The 19,643-nt window shown below is 29.4% G+C and carries 18 protein-coding genes; all 18 read right to left on the bottom strand.

The features are described from left to right. The gene (locus L3X39_RS09060; protein ID WP_237231465.1) at positions 1–1,140 is read right to left on the bottom strand and encodes a glycosyltransferase family 1 protein; all 1,140 of its coding nucleotides are present in this window, start codon (positions 1,138–1,140) and stop codon (positions 1–3) included. Next, entirely contained in the window at positions 1,140–2,030 is an 891-nt protein-coding gene (locus tag L3X39_RS09055) for a glycosyltransferase family 2 protein (protein ID WP_237231464.1), read from the bottom strand. Before L3X39_RS09055 ends, L3X39_RS09060 begins: the two co-directional genes overlap by 1 nt. Positions 2,031–2,041: 11 nt before the next feature. After that, a complete protein-coding gene (locus L3X39_RS09050; protein WP_237231463.1) occupies positions 2,042–3,142 on the bottom strand; it encodes an EpsG family protein in 1,101 nt (366 codons plus the stop codon). 29 nt (positions 3,143–3,171) lie between these two features. Next, positions 3,172–4,083 carry a hypothetical protein gene (locus L3X39_RS09045; protein ID WP_237231462.1) on the bottom strand — a complete coding sequence of 304 codons (912 nt, stop codon included), beginning with the start codon at positions 4,081–4,083 and terminating at the stop codon, positions 3,172–3,174. Further along, positions 4,084–5,451, bottom strand: coding sequence for an MBOAT family O-acyltransferase (locus L3X39_RS09040; protein ID WP_369411633.1), 1,368 nt, complete (start codon positions 5,449–5,451; stop codon positions 4,084–4,086). Between the two features lie 93 nt (positions 5,452–5,544). Continuing rightward, positions 5,545–5,778: an acyl carrier protein gene (locus L3X39_RS09035; RefSeq protein ID WP_237231460.1), complete on the bottom strand. Its 234-nt coding sequence runs from the start codon at positions 5,776–5,778 to the stop codon at positions 5,545–5,547. Further along, a complete protein-coding gene (locus L3X39_RS09030; protein WP_237231459.1) occupies positions 5,775–7,505 on the bottom strand; it encodes an HAD-IIIC family phosphatase in 1,731 nt (576 codons plus the stop codon). Before L3X39_RS09030 ends, L3X39_RS09035 begins: the two co-directional genes overlap by 4 nt. A 186-nt stretch (positions 7,506–7,691) precedes the next feature. After that, a complete protein-coding gene (locus L3X39_RS09025; RefSeq protein ID WP_237231458.1) occupies positions 7,692–8,624 on the bottom strand; it encodes a hypothetical protein in 933 nt (310 codons plus the stop codon). A 3-nt stretch (positions 8,625–8,627) separates the two neighbouring features. Continuing rightward, positions 8,628–9,971, bottom strand: coding sequence for an MBOAT family O-acyltransferase (locus L3X39_RS09020; RefSeq protein ID WP_237231457.1), 1,344 nt, complete (start codon positions 9,969–9,971; stop codon positions 8,628–8,630). Positions 9,972–10,083: 112 nt separating this feature from the next. Next, entirely contained in the window at positions 10,084–10,323 is a 240-nt protein-coding gene (locus L3X39_RS09015; protein WP_237231456.1) for an acyl carrier protein, read from the bottom strand. Positions 10,324–10,334: 11 nt separating this feature from the next. Then, entirely contained in the window at positions 10,335–11,819 is a 1,485-nt protein-coding gene (locus L3X39_RS09010; protein WP_237231455.1) for an AMP-binding protein, read from the bottom strand. Positions 11,820–12,056: 237 nt separating this feature from the next. Continuing rightward, positions 12,057–12,608 carry a serine O-acetyltransferase gene (locus L3X39_RS14770; RefSeq protein ID WP_305070110.1) on the bottom strand — a complete coding sequence of 184 codons (552 nt, stop codon included), beginning with the start codon at positions 12,606–12,608 and terminating at the stop codon, positions 12,057–12,059. Continuing rightward, positions 12,608–13,741 (bottom strand): glycosyltransferase family 4 protein, encoded by a 1,134-nt coding sequence (locus L3X39_RS09000; RefSeq protein WP_237231454.1) that lies wholly within the window; start codon positions 13,739–13,741, stop codon positions 12,608–12,610. Before L3X39_RS09000 ends, L3X39_RS14770 begins: the two co-directional genes overlap by 1 nt. A gap of 1 nt (position 13,742) precedes the next feature. After that, positions 13,743–14,861, bottom strand: coding sequence for a glycosyltransferase family 4 protein (locus L3X39_RS08995; protein WP_237231453.1), 1,119 nt, complete (start codon positions 14,859–14,861; stop codon positions 13,743–13,745). Between the two features lie 5 nt (positions 14,862–14,866). Next, positions 14,867–15,832: a class I SAM-dependent methyltransferase gene (locus tag L3X39_RS08990; RefSeq protein ID WP_237231452.1), complete on the bottom strand. Its 966-nt coding sequence runs from the start codon at positions 15,830–15,832 to the stop codon at positions 14,867–14,869. Positions 15,833–15,852: 20 nt separating this feature from the next. Further along, positions 15,853–16,818, bottom strand: coding sequence for a polysaccharide pyruvyl transferase family protein (locus tag L3X39_RS08985; RefSeq protein WP_237231451.1), 966 nt, complete (start codon positions 16,816–16,818; stop codon positions 15,853–15,855). Positions 16,819–16,823: 5 nt separating this feature from the next. Then, positions 16,824–18,098: a hypothetical protein gene (locus tag L3X39_RS08980; RefSeq protein ID WP_237231450.1), complete on the bottom strand. Its 1,275-nt coding sequence runs from the start codon at positions 18,096–18,098 to the stop codon at positions 16,824–16,826. Continuing rightward, positions 18,098–19,630 carry a lipopolysaccharide biosynthesis protein gene (locus tag L3X39_RS08975; RefSeq protein ID WP_237231449.1) on the bottom strand — a complete coding sequence of 511 codons (1,533 nt, stop codon included), beginning with the start codon at positions 19,628–19,630 and terminating at the stop codon, positions 18,098–18,100. The genes L3X39_RS08980 and L3X39_RS08975 overlap by 1 nt, the downstream gene beginning before the upstream one ends. Positions 19,631–19,643: the final 13 nt, after the last annotated feature.

Genomic DNA, 19,643 nt, shown 5'->3' with positions numbered 1-19,643 from the left:
TTATGAGTTTGGTTGTTGCATATAAAATTCTTGAATATTTTTAGTGTTTGAAACTATATCATAATTTGCTTCAACAATTTCTTTACTCTGATCAACTTTTTTGTCTACATTTAATTCAACAATTTTACTTGCCCAAAAATCTGGGGAATCATTTATTGACAAAAACTGTATATTATTCGTTAAGTGTACCTCATTGGTAATCGTATCGGATGCTAAAATTTTTAAACTTGAAGCTTGAGCTTCAATTAAAGTAACGGGCAAACCCTCATAAAATGAAGGAAACACAAATACATCCATCATTTGACACAATTGAGGAATATCGGTTCTAACACCCAAAAAATGAGTTTTGTTTTTAATATTTAAGGCTAAAGCTTCTTCTTCCAAATTTTTTCGTAATGGACCATCACCAATTAATACTAAGCTTGAATGGGGTTTAATTTTTAACAATTCAGCAAAAACTTTCAAAAGATACGAGTGATTTTTTTGACTAACAAACCTACCAATATGACCAATTACAAGTTCGTCTTCAAGCTTGAATTCTTTTTTATACTTTGCTGATACTGCTTCATTATATTTAAATTTAGTAGTATCGATAGCATTATTCATTGTTCTAAATGAGGTATTTCCGAATAACCAATTCCCAGCTTTTTTTCCACATGAAAATAAATGTGTAGCATCATTTTTCACACGTTTTTTTAATTGAAGTTTAATTAGTTTTTTTAAAATTTCTTTTGGGCTTTCTTTCTGGTTTAAAAATGATGAAAGATTAACTTTATCAATAGCTATGTGAGCATGAGCTATTCTACAGGGTATATTAAACTCGCTCGCAATCTTTAAGGGAAAACAACTAAAGGTATTTAAATGCGAATGTATTATAGAATATTCTGGATGTTCTTTGAAGAACCTTCTTAAATTTCTGTAATATTTTTTTGGGAATAAAGGGTTTATAGCGTTAAACCTATATATTTTACCGCCTAAACTTTCTATTTCATCATCAAAAGCAGCTCTTTCCTGTCTATGCACTAAAAAATCGAATTGCACTTTTGTTCGGTCTATTTTTCGATAATAATTCATTATCATAGACTCAGCACCGCCACGGTTCATAATTGTAAATACTTGTAAAACTCTAATTTTAGCCATTAAAAATCATTTTTCGTTTTATAACGTATATATAAGTTTAATAAAACACCAAAAGGTATTGCAAGTATTGTTGTTAGTTTTTTTGGTGATTCCATTAAAAACCTCCCATTTTTAATGAACATAGAACTAGAAACATAATGTATGGCGTTTTTAAATTTATCTTTAAAGTTTTGTGCTAATTGCATTCTGCTTTTTCTTGAAAACGCGAAGCCTCTTGGATGCCTTCTGTACTGTTTTAGCATATTCATACTAGACCCATCTTGCATGTATTCTACAATGCAAAAAACTTCATTTACAGGAAACAATTTGTAGTCTTGATCAATTAATTGATATAAATAGCCCAGAGGAACAAAACGTTCTTCCTTAAAGATTGGGTAGGGTGGGTATTGTTTTACAACTTCAGTCCGTAGCACCAATTTTTTATCACCTAATACATGGTACTTATTATATAAATCGTAAAGGGTGGTTTCATTAAGTTTACTTGGTATTTTAGTTCCTATAATAGTTCCTGCTTTGTCGGCATCTAAGCCAACTAAGCCAGCAAAATGTTGCTTGTTAGCTATTTTTTTCCAATTTAATAGAATTTTTTCAATAGCATCATTAGGCATAAAGTCATCACTATCAATGCAAACATTTAAAGTGGTATTAATAAGTCGGTAGGCTGCGTTATGGCCACCATGCATACCTTGATTTTCCTGGAAATGGTACTGAATATCAATTTTATTTTCATCAATCCAGGATTGCACTAATTCTTTGGTATTATCAGTAGAACCATCATCAATGATAAGCCAAATAAAATCCTTGTTAGTTTGATTAACCAGACTTTGATAGCATTGATCTAAGCAATATGCTCTGTTGAATGACGGGGTAAATACAGTAATCGTTTTCATTTTTAATAAAATTAACCTGCATATAAATAATACATGGAATATGTGAATAAAAAATAGACAAACACTATTTTTCCGAGCATTATATGATGATTTTTAAAGAGACGCTCTTTTAACATAGGATATACAATTACTATAGCCATCATAAACCAAGATAAATAGGCAAACCTGTTAGAGAAATTAGCATTTATTACCAATATCCAAAACCCATTACAAATAAGATAGGTGTTTAAGAGTTGATTATAAAAACTATCAACAAATTTCTTTTTAAAAATAAAATACCACCCTGCAAAAACGGCAAAAGCACTATGGAATAAAAAATCCCAACGAAATCCAGTCTGCGAAAAAGTTCCTTCTTCTGCTTGAGTTGTTAAATAGCCCGCTAACCTATCATCATCTCCAAAACCTAAATTAGCAAATAATGCAATCCAAACACTGCCTAAAGCCAATGAAAGTGGGATACAAAGTAGCCAGCCTTTTAAATAAAACTTTGGACTATTATAAACATATGTTATAAGAAAAGCTGTTATTGGCAAAAACATCGTTTTATGAAATGACAGAGCTGCTAAAAAACATAGCCCCATTAATATTTTTTTGTCTTTAAAACTAACCCCTAACAAAAACAAGGAAGCAGCGGCACCATTTCTAATGCCATTAACTCCATAGGTATAAAATGAATAGGAGACTAAGAACATAAAAAAAGAATAATACCAATACTCTTTGAAAAAAACTTTTGAAATTCTTACTAATGGTAAAATGTATATCATGGCGCAAAGTGTAAAAAAACCATGAACAGAAAAGGCATATGATGATGCTTTCATAAAAACATGAAAAAAGATATCTTTAGTCCCTTTTATTTCAGCCCCCATTTGATAATCATAAAAATAAGTAACATAGGTTCTCATATCTCCAAAATACCTGCCGCTGATTGGTCTTTGCCCAATATAAAATATGACGAATACAAGTAATATATAACCTGCAATATTAATAAAAGCAATATTTTTTGTGTCATTAATTTTTAACACCCAGGTATGTAATAATGTAAACAATACCAAAAAAAGAAATGTATTTATCCATACATCAAAATAATCGCTTAAGGGTACTAACGTATTCATTTCTTTTTGAATATTAACATAAGGTTAGATTAATTATGCACAATAGAATCACATAAACTTTTAGTAAACTTATCACTATATATTTTACTTATGTGCATGCCATCAAGTGTTTTGTAAATTTCACTTTCATGTTTATAATTAAAATAATTGATATTATTTTTTGATGATAAGGAATCAATTAACTTGTCGAAATTAGGGTACATGCTTTCTTCCAATGGAAGAAAAATTGAATCAACAGGTAGTCTTGCTAAATGTACTTCGCCATATTGTTTTAGTGTTTTTATTAAGGTATCAAAACTTGCAAGCCGATATTTTGAAATTGAATATTTCTTTTCAAAATTATTATAACTATTTATCCACCAATCACGCCTCTTTTTATAATCTGCTTCGGTACTTGGTAAATTATTGTCTTGTAACCAACCATTTTTTTGCAATATTAAATTTTTTCTTAAAAAAGCTTTAAAATGAAAACTACTGTAGTTTTTAATCAAATATTCATAGTTGGGATTCATATCTACAATTTGCATATTATGAGGTGATAAACCAGCTTCAACGAACTCTCCTTTATAATTATTATGATCGTTTTCCGAAAGCAACATCAAGGGAGATATTGATATGATAAATAAGCCGTTTTTAGTATTGGTTTTTAATTTTTTTAATATGCTTTCTCTATACAGAGGACCAATTGGAGCTTGAGCAATAGTAAAACAGTAATTTGTTATTGGTAATTCATATCCTTCATTTTTCAGTTCTTCATTAATAATGTCAGGTCTAATACCGGTTAATCCTCTTGAATCACCAATAATCATTGAAGATGCCTTCGGTGTTGTGAATTTAACATAAAAACTATCTATAAATCCTCCATAACTTATTAAGAAAAAAGAAAATAGAGTGAAAACAAGTAAAATAATTATTACTATTTTTTTTATGAACTGTTTCATTTAAAATTGAAAATATATGAATGATTGAGATTTAGCACCAAAAATTATAATTATAGCTATTACTAGTATATAGATAAACCACCTAAAAGCGATGTAATTAATTGCTTTTAAATCCATTCCAAACTCTTTGTCTCTTTGAATCCATTCTACAAGTATCAAGCAGGGTATAAATAATATTATTCTGATATCTGGTAAATTAATATTGAAAATGTTATTATTTATTATTCCTTCTGATATTGCTACATTATAATTAATAGCTTCCGATAAATTAATTGATCTGAAAAAAATATATGTAAAACACACCATTGTAAATGTTAATAACATCTTAGGAATTTGGTTATATGAAACATTATTCTTCGTAACTATATTGCTAGTTGATATAGAACTGAATCGCTTTTTAGAAAAAATAATCGGAATATAAAATAACCCATGGAGACCTCCCCAAACGATATAGTTCCAACCCGCACCATGCCATAATCCAGAAATTAAAAATGTAATAAAAACTGCTGAAAAAATACCGTACTTTTTATAGTTCCTTAAGTCTATAGCTAATGGAGTAAATAAATAATCATTTAACCAACTAGATAACGAAATATGCCAACGTTTCCAAAAGTCAGATATGTTAGTTGAAAAATAGGGATAATTAAAATTTCTTTTGAACTGAAAACCAAATAATTTTGCTACTCCTATAGCAATGTCTGTGTAACCACTAAAATCTGCATAAATTTGAAAAGCAAACACCGCAACGCCTAAAACAAGTGTTCCTGCAGAATATTCTGAATAATTTTGAAAAACATCATTCACATATGATGCACAGTTGTCTGCAATAACAATTTTTTTAAATAAACCCCATAGGATTTGACGGGACCCATCTACCGCCATGATATAATCAAAGTTTCTTCTTTTAAAAAATTGCGGTAATAAATTAGATGCTCTTTCAATAGGACCAGCAACCAATTGAGGAAAAAAGGAAACAAATGTGGCAAAAGCTATAAAGTCTTTCGTTGGTTTTATCTTATTTTTACTTATGTCCAATGAATATGACATTGTTTGAAAAGTGTAAAAACTGATACCAACAGGGAGAATTATATTCAGAGAATAATAATCCATATTATAACCTATGGAATTAAAAGCGTCAATCCATGATTCAATAAAAAAGTTGAAATATTTAAAGAACCCAAGCAAGCCTAAGTTGAAACCAATTGATAACCAAAGCCATCTTTTCCTAGTTGATGAGTTTTCAGTTTTATAAATCTGAAGTCCTACAAAATAATCAACCACAGTACTCATTAAAATCAATGATAGGAATCTCCAATCCCACCAACCATAAAAAATATAACTAGCAATTAGCAGAAGAACATTTTGCATTCTTAAGTGTTTATTAAGCACCATCCAATACAAAACAAACACAATTGGTAAAAAAATAAAAAAATCGATAGAGTTAAAAAGCATATTTTCTCTTTATTTTTTATCTTGGATTGACTCAATAATTTCTCCTACATTTTTCCATTCTAATATTTGGGAACTCTTAAATTTAATGTTGAATTTTTTTTCAATTTCTACGACCAAATAAATATGATTTATGGAATCCCATTCATCAATATCATTTGCTGTAGTTTCTGGTTTAAGGTCAATACTCTCGTTGTCTAAAACTTCACGAAATAGTTCGTTTAAAATATCTAAATATTGGTTCATGAAATATGATTTTTAATTGGGTTAAAATGATTCAATTCAAGTTTATATTTAAAACCTTCATCTATTTTGGAAAACGAAAGGTTGTCAAGTAAATCTGAAACTAAATGGTTCTTTTGAGTTTCTAGATATTCACCAGTTAGTATAGATATGTTGCTATTTAAAAGATCCTTTACAATTTTGTTCAAAGCAAAAAATTCAACCCCTCTTTTTAATACTCTACAACTCATAATCCATGTATCGATGAAAAAAGTAGTTTTATTTATTTTTTTTAAAATTACTACAGATATTAACCCATAATCACCAAACTTATCTTTTAGTTTAATACTATAAGTTAAATAGTTATCAGAGTTCTTAAATCGGGTAATATCTTCGTCAGTATAGCGTTTAGTTCTCAAATTAAATTGATTTGAACGTTGTGTTAATTGTGCAATCCGAGGAATATCTTCAACTTTAAAACTTTCAATAGTCCCAACCATTTCTAATGACTTTAAATAGTCATCCATGTTAGTTACAGATGTAATTGATTTTCTTCTTTCGGCTTCTTGTTGGTATTGTAAAGTCCTATCTTTATCATTATCCGAGTATGATGCCGTTTCAAATAAATTTAAGCTACTTAAATATGGTAGATAGAGAGCTGGATCCTCTGGTAAGTCTGGAACTGTAACTAATGGTAAACTTTGTTTAACAATATCTCTTTCAGCTGGATTATCATCAATGAATACCATGGAGTCAAAACCTATATTTAGAACTTCTTGGATGTATCTAATATTGTCAGCTTTATTGTTCCAATTTGCTACAAAGACAGAAATATCTTCTAATTTAAGAATCATTTCAGAATGCTCTAAAAATGGTGTCTTCGCAACGTCTTCATTGTTTTTTGAGCATACTGAGATAATAATTCCCCTATCTTTTAATTCTTTTACCCATTTTTGGAGTTTTGTAAAAGCTTTTCCAATACCTAGCGCTCCAACTTGAATATTATCAATACCATCATCCCCTATAATACCACCCCAAATAGTATTGTCTAAATCAAGAATTAGACATTTCTTAAAATTACCCTTTAAGGCTTTTAGAAATAATGTTACATGATAGCTTAGCTCCGCAAAAGTGTCTATTGAGTAGTGCAAATCCGAATTTATATATGCAGGCCAATCCCTATGGTTTGTAGTACCGCTTAAGTGCTTATTAATATCAAATAAATAAAAACTATTCTCATTTTCAGATATATTGATTAGCGCATTGTTTGCTTTCCACAATTGATTATAAAAACTATGCGGAATTTTAGAAAATAAATTTCCGTAAAGAGCATCATCTATTAATTCATAAGATAAATAAATGATTTTAGCATTACAATTATTGTTCTTTAAATGTGATACTCTACTTTTTGCCTTATTTGATAATTGTTTATAATATTGAGATCGATCTAAATTCGATTTAATTGCGTAAAAATTATCTTTAATTGTTAATGTTGATTCAAATACAATTACGAATTCAGGGTTGAAATTATATAGTTGCGAAGATTCATCAATCAATGTCATATCAATTTGGTCGTAATCTCCTTCAAAAATGCTGGGGTCATAACCTGCTAAAAGCAAATGATTTTCTAAAGCTTTACAAAAAAAATTTGTAGTATGATTTCCGAGTACTGCAATTTTAATTGCGTTATTAGCTCTAGGTAAATCTTTAGCTAATTTATGAAGTTCTCTATAACTTAAATTTAAGTTCATTTTTGTTCAATTTAGGCTTTAAGTCTATAAAATTTGACAAACAAATATGTTGATTTTTTTTTCAAGATATGCGTAATAGCATAAAAATTCGTCTAAATGTGCTAAGAAATAGTTAAAGAGGGAAATTCTATATTTGTTAAAGTTTGAGAAAGCACAATTGTAAGCTAATGTAATAAAAACAAGTTTCTACTTAGTTTCTTTTTTTAAAAGACTACTCTGAATTAGATCACAGAGATCTTTAGAGAAAATTTTACCATCAAACTTATTTAAATGATGCCCATCATAGGTGCCGTAGCTGTTTTTTATATTATTAAAATTAAAATAATCCACATTCGTTAACTTAGAAATTGAATCAAGTATTTTATTAATCTCCGGAAAATACTTTTCTTCATAACCATAATATTCATTACTTATTGGCATTCTAAGTAAATACACATTTCCTTTTTCTTTTAATTGATTTATTAGTTCATGCAAACTTTCAATTCGGGTATTAGAGAGACTTGCCTTTTTTGCTTCTTTTAAAAAAACCTCAATCCCATTGCTTTTCCATTCTTCAAAGACTTTTTCATTCCTAGGTAAGTTTGTTTCTTCTAACCAACCATCTTTATGTGTTGTAGAACTTTTTCGAAACATTGCTTTAAAGTGAAAAAAGGAAAGGTTTTTAAAAAAATACTCGTAGTTAGGATTTACATCTACAAAAATCATATTATGAGGTGGTTGACCTTGTTCTCTAAACTCCCCATTTATATTGCTGTAACCATCATGCTCTGTTAGCATTTGTGGTGTAATTGATATAATAAAAAGACCATTTTTGGTTGACTTATCTAATTTTTTAAGGATACTTTTATTATATAGTGGGCCAATAATTGCTTGAGCAATAGTAAAACTATAATTAAACATAGGAAGTTCGACATTGCTATTTTTAAAATATTCATTTATTATACTTGGTTGGATTCCTTGGAAACTTCTTGAATCACCAATTATCATGGATTTAGTTTTTGGCGTTGTGAATTTTTCATAGAAATAATCAATATTTCCACCAAAGTTGAATAATAAGAATGAAATAATTGTCAAACATATTATTAAAAACAAGCATAATTTTATTACTAATGATTTCATAATTTAAAATTGAAAATATATAAATGTTTCTGATGTTTTACCAAAAATTAAAGTGAGAACAAATACGAAAGTATAACACGTCCATCTCACTACTAGTTTATAATTTCTGATATCAAAGTCATGGCTCTTTTCTTTATTTATCCACTCAATAAATAAAAAAAATAATACTAAGGCGAAAGTTATATAGGTAGTATTCCCCATTATGATTTCTGGCGAATAAAATAAACTTTTTGAAAAAATCCCTTGTAAATATTGAAACCCTAAAAAAACAGTATCCACTCGAAAGAATACATCGGTTAGCACAATTATCATAAAAAGAGACACCATTTTTATAGAATTTTTAAAAGATGGTATTAAGTTGTTTTCTGCTGTAGTTTTTGATGAGTTTAACTTTCCATAATAAACTAATGGAATAAAATATATACCATGGAGTAAACCATAAAAAACAAATGTCCAATTTGCTCCATGCCAAAAGCCTACTAAAACGAATGTAAAAACAATAGAAATAATCAAACCCGTTTTTTGATATTTTCTTAAAGTAAATGAAAGCGGTGTGAACACATAGTCCAACATCCAAGTAGTTAAAGATATATGCCATTTCCTCCAAAAATCGCTAATATTTTTTGAGAAAAATGGTGTTGCAAAATTCCGCATTAATTGAATCCCAAATAATTTCGATACCCCAATTGCCATATTTGAGTAACCAGAAAAATCGGCATATAATTGTATGGCATAAAATGTAGCCCCAATTAACAATACGCTTCCAGAATAATCCGTGTAATTATCAAAAATGAGGTCTACAAAATCAGCACAATTTTCTGCAATAACAACCTTAGCAAAGAGACCCCACAGAATCTGCCTTAATCCATCAACAAACACATCGTATGAAAAGTTTCTTTTTTCTTTAATTTGAGGCATCATTTTAGAAGCTCTCTCTATAGGACCAGAAAGTATTTTTGGAAAATAGCTTACAAATAATGAAAATTCTAATAAATTTTTACTTGGCTCAATTTCTTCATTATAAACATCAATTAAATACCCTAACGTTTGAAATGTAAAAAAGCTTATTCCTAAAGGAAGTAGTATCTGAAGTGAATTATAGCTTAAATCTGCTGAAAAAACATTCAAGACTTTTACGAAGCTTTCATAAAAAAAATTGAAATACTTAAAGTAAATTAATAATCCTATGTTAAATATTAAGCCTAAATATAAAAAACGGCGTTGAAGCACTTCTTTTTCTGCCTTACGAATTTTTAACCCAAGGTAATAGTTTATTATTATGCTTAAAACAAGTAAAATTAAGAACCTGTAATCTGCGTAAGCATAAAAAATTATGCTTGATACCAATAAGATCATGTTTTGGTATACTGAGCTTTTTTTGAAAAAAGCCCAATAAATAATTAGCACAGGAACTAAAAAAACTACGAAGCTAAAAGAATTAAATACCACCTATTTAAGTTTAGAGTTTACTTTGAATTACTGAAACAAGAGACCCCATATTTTTAAGCTTATTTAGATCCCTAAGTTTAAACTTAATATTAAAAGCTTCTTCAATTTTGGTTATTATCATCATATGAGATAATGAATCCCAACCATCTACATCTTTGGCGGTTAATTCATCATGCATTTCAAAGTTGTTATGATTTAGTATTGATTCCAATACTTGCCTGATAGTGTCCTTTATAGTTATGGTTTCCATTTTAATAATATTTATGCAAAAAGTTGAGTAAGCTTATTTCTATCGGTTTTGCCATTTGAATTCAATGGAAAACTTTCAATAAATTTTATTTGAGTAGGTATCATATATTTTGGTAATTTATCATTAAAATATTCAAATAATAGTTTTGTATCAATTGGATTTGACTCTATTACTAAACCAATCTCTGTGTTTTGAATATTATTGGTAAAAGCTAGCGCAACTACATTAAGTTTATTTAAAGTTGCTTTTGCATGATACTCAATTTCAGATAATTCTACTCTAAAACCCTGTATTTTGGCTTGAAAATCAACTCTACCTAAATACAAAACATCACCATCTTCATCAGCACAACACAAATCACCAGTTCTATAAAATCTAGTATTTGTTCCTTCATGATTCTTATAAAAGAATACTTTTTTATTTTTTTCTTCGTTTTCCCAATAACCAGTTGTTAGTTGTTTACCACTTAAACACAATTCACCAGGTTTTCCTATGTCTACTTCATTATTATCATCATCAACTATTATTGTAGATGTATTTATCATGTCTTTACCAATAGTTAAAATACCATTATGCGTTTTATTTTTTTCACCCCTTTTATATGTGTAATCCATACAATAAATAGTACACTCCGTTGGCCCATAAACATTTGCGATAGTAGCATTTGGAATACACTTACTCCATTCTTCTGTTACATCTAAGGGTAGAGCTTCACCACAAAACAAACTAAACTTCATGGATGGGCAATTAATTTCATCAAAATAGGGCCTTAAATAATGTAGAATAGAAGGGACCATTAAAGAATACGTTAGTTGATGATCTTCCATGAGTTCAAAAATATAACTATACTTTATTTCATCCTTTGGGATTGTATACACACAAGCGCCTTTAAGTAAAGGTGCTAAATAAGATACTACAGATAAATCAAAAGTTAGCTCGAACATTTGCAAACATCTGTCTTCATAAGTTATTTTATAATTTAACGCCCATTGGGCTTCAATAAAACTCGATAAATTACCAAAAGTTATAGGAACTCCTTTTGGCGTGCCAGTTGTTCCAGAAGTAAAAAAAATATATGCTAATGTCTCTTTAGTAACTGTATTGGGAGATAAATTAAATTCAGAGTCTTCTAAATTCAGGGTACGAATAGAATTAAATTGAGTGAAAATTGTTTTTTCTGATGAATCTAAGACAGAGTTAATATACGCTTGTTTAATAACCGTTAAGTTTCTATCAGTTGGAAAATCTGGATTCAAAGGGATATAAGCTTTTCCTTCTAACCATAGGGCTATAATAGAAGCATAAGTATATATATCATCATTAGTTATTAAACCAATATTTGTTTCTTTAGGATTACAAGATTTTTTTATAGAAATTCGAATATTAGACACCACCTCAGCCAATTGCTTATACGTATAAAACGTGTTGTTTATACAAAAAGCATTTCTATTGAGATTACTGTTTATAGATTGCTGTAGGTTGTCAAGTAAGTTCATTTTATTATTATATTATTACCATTAATAAACTAGAGTTCTAAAAACTTTGCATTTAGAAATAATTCTAATCCAGATGCTAATATTAATTTATTTCAGAGGGAAGACTAATAATAACGTTGCTAACATAAAGCATTTACGAAGTAGTTCAATTTTTAATCTATGAATTAACAATAATTTCGTTGTAATTATAGCAAACAATCAAATTGAAGTTTAGTTTGAGTTTTTATCCATTCATGTTTAGTTAATTACTCTGGCTGGATTTCCCACAACGGTACAATTATCTGGTACATCCTTAACAACTACTGACCCTGCACCAATATTAACATTATTACCGATTTTAATATCACCAATTACTATTGCACCTGTGTAAATGGAAACGTTATTACCAATAGTTGGTCTTTTGCCATTTATTTCACCAACTGTAACTAAATGGTTTACATAAAAATTTTCTCCAATGCTGTCGGCATTTAATATTGTGCTGTAAGGATGTCCAGTTAATATACCACCACCCAATTTTGTAGTCATGTCGATTCTGAAATATTTTTCTCGAGGGCAATACAAATTTAGTATGCTTGAAATAATACCCCGATTTCTAAAATAAAAAATGGTTCTAAAATCTGTTGAATATGCAAGAAAGTGTAGTAGTAACGATACTTTACTTCCACTTCGTTTTTTAGAATTAGCCCATCTATCAATATCCATATCAATCGCTTTTTTATTTCTACTCCTATTGTATAAAATAATGTGTGGAATTAGAAAAATTTTAAATATGTTAATTAATAGGTTCATTAAAAATTGTCTTTATTTGATACAAGATCTTTAAACATGTTTAACCACATTGCCATAATTTTATCTACGCTATAATTATAAGCATTTTTTCGTGCATTTTCTCCCATAATTTGTAATTCTTTACTCTCGCTAGCCAACTCAACTAGTTTATTTGCAAACAAATGAATATCGGACACAGGAATTAACAAACCATTATCTTTATTAATTATGTTTCGAGGTCCATGAGGACAATCAAAAGAAATAATCGGTAACCCACATGCTTGAGCCTCTAATAAAACAAGTGGAAAACATTCATTATGCGAGGTCATTACATAAATTGATGCATTGAGCATTTTAGCCTCAATATTGTCCGTTGAGCCTTTTAAACTTAAAGTATCTTGAAGGTTTAATGCCCCAATTTTATCTCGTAATTGTTTTAAGTATATTGAGTTGCCATCTCCATAAATATGTAATTCCCATTCCGGTAGCTTTTTGGAAGCATTTGCCCATATATCTATAAGCTTATCGTAACCTTTTACAGGTGCTATTCTTCCTGCCGAGATAATTATTTTACTATTTAAATTGGAAACTTTTTCTGGAAAAAAGGTAAGTGGGTTTGGTATTACAATAGTGTTATTACTTTTATAATACTTAGACTCATCTGGATTTAATATAATAATTTTATCATATTTTTTTTCAACATAATCTGTAAAGGAAAAAAATAATTTCTTTAAGGTAATTCCATGTTTGTTACGTTTGTTTTCTTCAATAGATTTTGAATAATGAAACTCTTTTATTTTAGGAATTGATTTGTTTATAAAAGGGACAAAATAAGTGTCGGAACTATGACTACATACAACTACCACATCTGGATTGATGTTTTTGATTGTTTTCTTTAATCTAAAAATATGCTTTATAGATTTTAATAAATTAAGTGGATGGAAATAAGACTTGCTTCTACAGTAATTTATTTTTAAATCTTTAAAAATTATGTTGTTATTGAAAGTATAACAAGGTTTTTTGTTTCTCTGCTCCGTTGTAATTATTGATATTTGATTATAATCAAGCTGTGACAAATAATTGGCCTTTATTGATAGCACCCGTTCGATGCCGCCATGTAAGTAAACTTGATCTATAATAAAAACAATTTTCATTTTATGTGGCTGTAGAAATTAAACTTTGAAACAGACTATGCCATTTAGCGACAATCTTGTTTGGTAGAAAATCCTCCACATCGTTTCTTGCTTCTTTACCCAGAGATTTTCTTAAATTAACATCTGTTATTAATTTAGAAATTTGGTTTGATAATGCATTAATATCCCCGTTTTCAACCAAAATACCGTTTTTATTGTCCTGAATGATGTCTGATGGTCCGTATGGGCAGTCAAAAGAAATACAAGGTACGCCATAAGCCATTGCCTCAATGAGCACCATACCAAAACCTTCATATCTAGAAGACATAACGTAAATTGATGATTCTTTATATTTATCTTGAATATTTTTAACTGGTTGAAAGAAATTGATAGAATTATCAACACCTAAACCTATTGCAAGTTGCTCTAGTCCAACATGTTCATTAATAGTACCGTAAATATCAAGTGTCCAATCAGGGTGGTTTGAAATTACTTTTTTCCAACTCCTAATTAATCGGTCATATCCTTTTTGAAAACTATGTTTACCTACTGTAATAACTCTTTTGCTTTCCAAAGAACTGATTTCAGTTTCCTTAGGAAAAAAAGATAAAGGGTTAGGTATAACTTCTAAATTATTTAAATTCCATTCGTTCTTATTGCCATTAGTAAGCACAATAAACTTGTCATAAAAGCTTCCACCTACATTCATTAATTTAAATTTAATAAAAGTTAGAAGTTTTTGAAAAACAGAGTTATTATCGTTTTTTATTTCAATGTTTTTTGAAACATGTCTTTCATAAATCATTGGACATTTTTTCCTAATAAATAGAGGTAAAAACAAGCCCTTTAACCCGTCATCACATACTGATATTACATCAGGTTTGATTATTTTTATATACCTTTTTATAGATTTTAAATACGTAGTAAAATATTTAATAGGGTTTCCTGAAGCTAAAATGTCGTGCTGAGAAATGTTTGGATGGAATTTATAAAAGGTGTCTGTGCTATTTTGGTTGATAGTTATTATATGCACTTCATAATTAAAATGTTCTACTAAATAACTTGCTTTTATTGATAAAACACGCTCTAAACCTCCCGGTCCAGATATTGCATTAGTTATATAGAGAACTTTTTGGGGCATATAGATTATTTCTTTATAACAATATCAAGATAAGGATAACAAAATCCACTATGTAATTTTTTATTTAATGATTTTAAGAATTTTATATAGCGTAAGCCTTTTAACCCCGTTTTCATGAAAGTTGTTTTTTCAAATTTCATTAATGAACTAACGACATTTAAGTCACCTAGTGGTGCAATGGCTAATTCAAATTCATGATAACTAGCACCTCGTCCCCAGCGAGAAAAGTTTACTAGGTTTTCATCGTTTAAATCTTTTTTATGAGTGTCTTGAAAGTTTTTTCTTTTTGAGAACTTTGAATAGTAAAAAGCTAATTCATCTGGTAACCAATCATAAAAAGGCATTGCCGCAGTGTGTGAGTCGAAATACCAAAGCCTATTGGGAGTTTCTATGACAGCTAAATACCCATCTTTAGGTAACATTTCCCATGCCTGTCTCAAAGAATCCAACCTTTCTTTTATCGTCATATGCTCTAAAACGGCATAATAAATTATAAAGTCAAAAGTTTCTTTTTTAAAATTTTCCTGGATTTCATCAGCATTTAATAAATGTAACTTGGTATTATCAAAGCCTGCTATTTTTAATCGATCTTTTGCTACAGCAAGTGCCCCAGCATCAACATCAACTCCAGTAACAATGGCTCCTTGTTCACTAAGTGCCTGTGTTGAAATTCCAGTACCACATCCTATTTCTAAAATTTTAACTCCTTTTAGGTTTTTTATACTATGTAACCAAGGTGCGATGCGATTTCTGTTGTAATGTAATCGCTCAAATAACTGCCCATTGACAGCTTTATTGTACTCTTCTTTTGATAGCTTACTTTTGGTATCCCCTCTATCTAAATAGTTTTTTTCAAGAGAATCTTTTAAATTATTAACCTGCTCATCAGTAAATACTAAATGCTTTTTCTGCATGGCTTTTGGTGCAGTGTAAAAAAGTTTTTTAGTAATAGATTTTAATACTGTTTTCATATCTATGATTTTTAGGATGGTTATAATTGTGATTTCACCTTTTCCTTTAAGGCTTTAGCCAAATCATGGTGTTTTTCTAGATTTTTTACACGGGTGTTCTTGTTAACTTTTCCACTCAATCCAAAATTGGACGTAAATTCACCTGTTTTACTATTGATGTCTATACGATTGAAAAGTTCTAAAATCCCATCAAACCTGCACGAGTCAACAAAACTGTCAAATCCGTTTACAAAAATTACAGGCGTACCAAGCGCCAAACAAGGTAAGGCACAATGAATTCTAGAAGTAATAACTAACTTAGCTTTTGCATATTTTTTTAAAAGCGTTTCAGCCATTTCAAATTTTTCCTCATCAGAATAAGTATTTGAAGGAGGCTCTTGATTTATAAATTCGGCTGTATTTAATAAGTCATCACTTATAAAATTTTTGAGGTGCTTTCTTTTTTTTGAGAGTTGAAAAGCTGTTCCATTTAAGATATTACGCAATGTAATCTTAGGATTATAAAATATCTTTTCAGGTCTGGGATAGCTATATAGCGGATCAACAATATAAATTTTGTCATCTCGTTCAGTATCATCAACTTTATAGGAATCAAGTGTAAGCGTTAAACAACCCGTAAAATACGCATCGATACCCTTTTCTTTAAGTATATTAACAGTAAATTGATCCCTACAACCTATGGGTTCATGCTTTTTTAAGTAAGCAATTCCATTTTCACTCAGCATAGCTGGTGCAGCGGTATTATTCATATGGAATGACACAAAGATAGGTGAGATATCATCTGATGGTGTCCAATTATGAATATTGTGGGTAAACCAACCATTCATTATTAATTTTACCTTATCGCCTTTATAGTCTGCTAGTTTTTCTCTGTTTAAAAACACATCTACTTTTGGCAAAAATTGTTTAGCCGCCAAACTTTGTATATTGTCTCCAACATTAAAAAAACGCTTATTTTCATCGTATTTAAGTAATCCGTATTTCATTTTAATTAATTTCTTAGCTTTTTAAAAAGTCTATAAAACGTAGAAAACTTATTTCTAGCAATAAACTTTAATTTATAAATGAACTTATTAGGGTTGTTAATTTTATAATCAATAAGTTCATGAATTTCACCATTTCTTATTCGATTTAACTCAACTTTTTCTATGTCTTCATTTTCAAATACATAGATAGTCTCACTGTTTTTGGCTTTCTCCATAAGTTCCCACCAAAAGTATTGCATACCTCTACTAGCTCCTCCAATATTTAGTACTTTAAACATCTCTGAATAAACATTTTTGTCAACTTTAAACCCATAATCATTGGGGTTTTTTCCATTTAGTATAATACCTAATATAGTGCGATAACATTTTTCGCAATGACTACAATTAAAATTATCTCTAAGCTCCGAATAGCACACACGAAGTTTGAAGTTAGTTTTAGTGTTGGTTGAGAACTGCGTAATTAGGTCAACCTTATCTTGTCGCTTAAGTTCATAGCCATCATGATGAATTTTAACTCCTGCCCAAGAAATACTTTCATCAATATTTGGTGTTGACCCCCAAGCAATATCTATATTATCTGTATAAGATGATGCAATATAAATATTAGTGTAGGAATTGACATAGGAAATAGGAGCAAGAGAACCTAATAACGATAAACCGTGTTGAACTTTTCCCCACCAACCAATATCTTTAAGTAACAATTCAACTTGATAAGTGTAAAAGGTCCTAACATTGGTTTCTATATATTCTTTTTTATTTTTATTTAAGAGCTTTTCGTTTTCAATAAAACTGGTAAATGTATTCCACTGTGATTTGTCTTCTATTTCAATATCAGCACCTAGAATAGTAACTAAATCTGGAGTGCTATCATATATTCTAATATAAGTTGCATATGCATCAACGCCTCCGCTAAATAACATAGCTGATTGATTACCGTTTATTTTATTTTTAACTAACCTTTCTGCAATTAAACCTCCTGTTAATTTATAGTCAGGGAATTGTTTTTCAAATTCGCTTTTGACAAGGTTCATGGCGTTAAAAAAGTCTTCATCAACTTCTGATAACTCAATATTAAAGCCTCCAAACCAAGCTATTGGAAGCATGTTGCATAAAAAAGGAATTGCTAAAATGCTTTGAGGAACCTCACTTACATTAACACCATATTTTATATAGTATGGATTCTTTAAATTAAGGTATTTTTGAACACCTTTGCTGGCGGTGTAATCAAAAAGAACTTTTCTGCCTTCTTCTTTAATATGGATATTTTCAAGTTTAAGCATTACTTGGCTAATTTTGTTAATTTGAATAGAGGGTTCAATGTTTTTTTAAACAAATCTTTTTCAAAAGCGATCATTCCAACATTGTAAGCTATGAAGCAAAATATAATAGAATAAATTATGGCTTTAATTATAAAATTCATCCAACCTATACCTGGTATTAAATTAATGAGAAACCCTATTACTAAAGAAATTATTACTACCAAAACTATTCTATTTAATAATTCTTTAAAAAACCTAAAGATATTAAGTCCTATTGTGTTATGATAATAGAAGTTCATCACGTTTTGAACTATTATCCATCCAATCACTGATCCTGCCATCATCCCAATGGCCCCATATTTATGAGCCAATAATGCTCCTAAGACAGTGCCTAGAAACATAAAGGAAAGATATAAAATGGCTTTAAACTTCAGTTTATTTTTAGCTTCTAAAATGGAATTACCAAATCCTTGAACAAGCGGTAATGTATAAGCCACCATAATCATTAAAGCAATTACCCACGATTGATGGCTTCCTTCTTCTCCTAATTCACTACCAACCCACAAATAAACGAATTGCTTACCGAAAAGAAAAAAAGACGTTAAAATAAACATAAGAACAATAAATGATAATCTTCCTATCTTAATCATCATATCGGTTAATTCTTCACCAGAGGCATTGTCAACGGACATTTTTGTAGCTCTGGGTAAAAAAACACTCGATATTGCTGTTGAGAAAGCACCGTAATAAGTGCCCAAAACAATTCCTATTCCATATATACTTAAAACTTCTGGAGGGCTAATTCTTCCTAGAACCCAATGACCAGCTTTCCATTGAAATATGCCTACTAATGCAAACACAAATATCCATACAGAATAACTAAAAATTTCTTTAATAAACTTAACTGAAAATGAATGAATTCTTATTTTGACTTTTAGATTTTTAAATACGAAGTAACTTGTAATTAAAATTATAAAAATATTAAATATGGTATCAACAATAACGAGAGCAATTGCTTTGCCACCTAAAAGTAATACTCCGACTATAACAGCGGACCTTACAATGTACTTTATAAGACCAAGTGTTTTTGGAAAAACAAATTTTTCATAACCATAGCATATACCAGTTAACGCACCACCCGGTAGACCAATGGCTACATTAAAAATTAATATCCCAAAAATAATCTTAGCGATTCTAATTTCTTCAGGAGTCATTTTGGTAAAATAGGTATCGATATAACCATAGAAAATAAAACCCGTAATAAGAACTAAAGATGAAATTCCCATGTATATAAGCATAGTTGTAGCAAGAAAATTTTCTTGCCCAACTTTATCTTCTTCTGCTTTATACTTGGCAACAAAACGAACTACTGTATTATTTAGTCCAAAATCCAATAAAGAAATCGTACCAACTAAAGCACCTATTGTTAAGTAAATCCCGTACTCTGCCTTACCTAAGTGGTTAAGAATAAAAGGAGTCATTATCAACCCAACCACATTAATAACAACGATAGTTGTGTAATTTAAAAAAGCTCCTGTTTTTAATTGACTCAAAATAGTAGGTATT

The sequence above is a fragment of the Flaviramulus multivorans genome, assembly GCF_021728415.1.
Classification (GTDB): domain Bacteria; phylum Bacteroidota; class Bacteroidia; order Flavobacteriales; family Flavobacteriaceae; genus Sabulilitoribacter; species Sabulilitoribacter multivorans.
The sequence above is the reverse complement of the archived record's forward strand: the minus strand, read 5'-3'. Positions and strand labels throughout refer to the sequence as shown.